Source organism: uncultured Bacteroides sp., assembly GCF_910586915.1.
GTDB lineage: Bacteria > Bacteroidota > Bacteroidia > Bacteroidales > Bacteroidaceae > Bacteroides.
Genome location: NZ_CAJULN010000083.1, coordinates 1 through 3,654, shown reverse-complemented (window position 1 = coordinate 3,654; position 3,654 = coordinate 1). Strand labels below are relative to the sequence as shown.

5 protein-coding genes are annotated in these 3,654 nt (G+C 47.7%); 4 read left to right on the top strand and 1 reads right to left on the bottom strand.

The annotated features are described in order from the left end of the window. On the bottom strand, window positions 1–510 hold a 510-nt coding region (locus QZ331_RS14400; RefSeq protein ID WP_294631449.1), incomplete at its 3' end, for a YicC/YloC family endoribonuclease. An 88-nt stretch (window positions 511–598) separates the two neighbouring features. Between QZ331_RS14400 and tsaB the strand changes: the two genes are divergently transcribed. From tsaB to rimM, 4 genes are all read left to right on the top strand, one after another. Next, window positions 599–1,288 carry a tRNA (adenosine(37)-N6)-threonylcarbamoyltransferase complex dimerization subunit type 1 TsaB gene (tsaB, locus tag QZ331_RS14395; protein WP_294631447.1) on the top strand — a complete coding sequence of 230 codons (690 nt, stop codon included), beginning with the start codon at window positions 599–601 and terminating at the stop codon, window positions 1,286–1,288. 29 nt (window positions 1,289–1,317) lie between these two features. After that, window positions 1,318–1,953, top strand: a complete 636-nt coding sequence (locus QZ331_RS14390; protein ID WP_294631444.1) for a DUF4290 domain-containing protein — start codon at window positions 1,318–1,320, stop codon at window positions 1,951–1,953. A 38-nt stretch (window positions 1,954–1,991) separates the two neighbouring features. Further along, window positions 1,992–3,296, top strand: a complete 1,305-nt coding sequence (gene murA, locus QZ331_RS14385; protein ID WP_294631442.1) for a UDP-N-acetylglucosamine 1-carboxyvinyltransferase — start codon at window positions 1,992–1,994, stop codon at window positions 3,294–3,296. Continuing rightward, window positions 3,293–3,654: ribosome maturation factor RimM (gene rimM, locus QZ331_RS14380; RefSeq protein ID WP_294631440.1), on the top strand; the 362-nt coding region annotated here is incomplete at its 3' end. The genes murA and rimM, both read left to right, overlap by 4 nt.

The window sequence follows — 3,654 nt, the reverse complement described above, 5'->3', positions numbered from 1 at the left end:
CAGGCTGCTGATATTGGCGATTTTCTCGCGGAACTTCTTTTCCAGTGCGGCACCTTCCTGTTTGCGGAAATCCACTAAATGACCCACCGCTTCGAGTACGGTGGTATGTACCGTTTTCCATTCCTCTTCCGAGAGTTCCTGTATCTCTGTTTTTGACATCACGTCCGGCATACGGAGCAGAGTTTGGAACCAGTCGGCGGGAACAGGGATGTGAAGGTTTTCCGAGATAGATAAAATCTGTTTGTAATATCCCTCTACCAACGCCTGGTTGATGGGTGTGGCACTTTCCGCGCCCTCTTTCTTCTCAATCCATAAACTGAAATCGACCTTTCCGCGTTCCAACACTTTGGAAATCTCGTTGCGGATTTCAATCTCTTTTTCACGATAAGCCGGAGCAATACGGGTGGACAAGTCCATTGCCTTGCTGTTGAGCGACTTGATTTCTACATTTATTTTCTTATCAGGAAGTTCGGCTGTAGCTTTGCCGTATCCTGTCATAGACTGTATCATATCCTTAAAGTTTTGTGCAAAAGTACACGAATATTTTAAGAATTAGAAATATTCATGTAAATTTGCGACAATTTAATAAGATGATTTTATGTCGTGTATACTGAATATTGAAACCTCCACTTCTGTTTGCTCGGTAGCGGCGAGTCAAGACGGGCAGACTGTTTTTGTGAAAGAAGACTTGAAAGGCCCTTCGCATACCGTATCTTTAGGAGTATTTGTTGATGAAGCATTGTCGTTCATCGATAGTCATGCTATCCCCCTGGATGCAGTTGCGGTGAGTTGCGGACCGGGTTCTTACACCGGGCTTCGTATAGGCGTTTCGATGGCGAAAGGAATCTGTTACGGGCGCAATATCCCCTTGATAGGAATACCTACGCTCGAAGTATTGAGCGTACCCGTGCTGTTGTATCACGACTTGCCCGAAGACGCGTTGCTCTGTCCCATGATTGATGCCCGCCGCATGGAAGTATATGCAGCCGTTTACGACCGTGGCTTGAACGTGAAACGTGCCGTAGGCGCCGATATCGTGGACGAAACTTCCTATTTGGAATACCTCGACCGCCAGCCGGTCTACTTCTACGGCAACGGAGCTGCCAAGTGCCGCGAAAAGATTACGCATCCCAATGCTCATTTCATCGACGACATCCATCCGTTGGCAAAGATGATGTTTCCGCTTGCAGAGAAGGCGATAGCCCGCCAAGACTATAAAGACGTGGCTTATTTCGAACCTTTCTACCTGAAAGAGTTCGTGGCTTCTACGCCGAAGAAACTTCTTTAATTTTTAATTCTCAATTTTTAATTTAATAAATGCAATACAATACCCAGCAAAAGAGAATGCCGCTTCCCGAATACGGGCGCAGCATCCAGAACATGGTCGATTATGCATTGACTATCGAAGACCGTGCCGAACGCCAGCGTTGTGCCAACACAATCATCAACATTATGGGAAATATGTTTCCTCACCTGCGCGACGTGCCCGATTTCAAACACAAATTGTGGGACCATCTTGCCATCATGTCCGGTTTTGCACTTGACATCGACTATCCTTACGAGATTATCCGTAAAGACAATCTGGTGACCCGTCCCGAACCTATCCCTTATTGTTCTGCCCGTATGCGTTACCGCCACTACGGACACACGTTGGAGGTGCTGATAAAGAAGGCAATCGAATTTCCCGAAGGAAACCCAAAGAGAAACCTCATAGCCCTTATCTGCAACCACATGAAGAAAGACTTCATGGCTTGGAACAAAGATACGGTAGACGATAAGAAGATTGCCGAAGACCTCTACGAACTTTCCGGCGGAGAACTTCAGATGACCGATGATATCATCCGCCTGATGAACGACCGTCTCCGGCAGAACTATCGTCCGAAGACGAACTATACGAACAATAACAATCGTCCGTACAATAATAATCATCAGAATAACAAGAGAAGATATTAACTTCTCACCATTATAACCTTTAATAACTAAAAGAAACAATGGCTTCATTTGTAATAGAAGGCGGACATCGGCTCTGCGGTGAAATTCATCCGCAAGGTGCTAAAAACGAAGTTTTGCAGATAATCTGTGCCACGTTGCTGACTGCCGGGGAAGTGACAGTGAACAATATACCTGATATTTTGGATGTCAACAACCTCATCGAGCTCTTGCGCGAGATGGGAGTTACCGTTGCAAAGAAAGGTATTGGCTCTTATAGCTTTAAAGCCGAAAACATAGACTTTGCTTATCTTGAGAGCAATGAGTTTTTGAAGAAATGCTCCAGCTTGCGCGGCTCCGTGATGCTTATCGGACCGATGGTGGCACGCTTCGGCAAAGCATTGCTCGCAAAACCGGGAGGAGACAAGATAGGCCGTCGCCGGTTGGATACCCATTTTGTCGGCATCCAGGCTTTAGGTGCCGATTTCCGCTACGATGAAGGGCGGGGAGTCTATGAAATTATTGCCGACAGGCTGCAAGGCAACTATATGTTGCTGGACGAAGCATCCGTTACGGGAACTGCCAACATTGTGATGGCAGCCGTTCTTGCCAAAGGCACTACCACCATCTACAACGCTGCTTGCGAGCCTTATCTGCAACAACTTTGCCGCCTGCTCAATAACATGGGGGCGAAAATCAGCGGCATTGCCTCCAACCTCCTTACCATCGAAGGAGTGGAGTCGTTGCACGGCGCGGAGCACACCGTATTGCCCGATATGATTGAAGTCGGCAGTTTCATCGGTATGGCAGCCATGACAAAAAGCGAGATAATCATCAAGAACGTCTCATACAAGAATCTCGGCATCATTCCCGAAAGTTTCCGTCGTCTGGGTATCAAGCTCGAACAACGGGGAGACGATATTTACGTTCCCGCACAGGAAAACTACGAGATAGAATCCTTTATCGACGGTTCCATTATGACCATAGCCGATGCTCCCTGGCCGGGACTGACGCCGGACTTGCTCAGTGTGCTGCTCGTGGTAGCTACACAAGCCAAAGGAAGCGTGCTTATTCACCAGAAAATGTTTGAAAGCCGCCTGTTCTTCGTTGACAAGCTCATTGACATGGGTGCGCAAATCATTCTCTGCGACCCTCACCGTGCCGTAGTCATCGGCCATAACCACGGGTTTAAACTCCGTGGCTCGCGGATGACGTCGCCCGATATCCGTGCCGGAATTGCCATGCTGATTGCAGCCATGAGCGCCGAAGGAACCAGCACCATCAGTAACATCGAACAAATAGACCGTGGCTATCAGAACATCGAAGGACGTCTGAACGCTATCGGTGCCCGAATTACCCGCATATGATAAAGAAAGAGGAAGTATATAAAATAGGATTGTTCAACAAGCCGCATGGCATTCACGGCGAATTGCAGTTCACCTTTACGGATGATATCTTCGACCGGGTGGATGGTGATTATTTTGTCTGCTTGTTGGACGGTATCTTCGTGCCTTTCTTCATCGAAGAATACCGTTTCCGTTCCGACTCCACCGCTTTGGTGAAATTGGAAGGAGTGGATAGTGCCGAACGTGCCCGGATGTTCACCAACGTAGAAGTCTATTTCCCTGTCTCTTATGTCGAAGAGGCGGGAGAGGACGAATTATCTTGGAACTTCTTTATCGGTTTCCGCATGGATGACGTCCACTCCGGTTATTTAGGTGAAGT

Excerpts from the sequence above, each read along its gene's own strand:
- tsaB (WP_294631447.1), top strand. The coding sequence starts at position 599 with ATGTCGTGTATACTGAATATTGAAACCTCCACTTCTGTTTGCTCGGTA.
- QZ331_RS14390 (WP_294631444.1), top strand. The coding sequence starts at position 1,318 with ATGCAATACAATACCCAGCAAAAGAGAATGCCGCTTCCCGAATACGGG.
- murA (WP_294631442.1), top strand. The coding sequence starts at position 1,992 with ATGGCTTCATTTGTAATAGAAGGCGGACATCGGCTCTGCGGTGAAATT.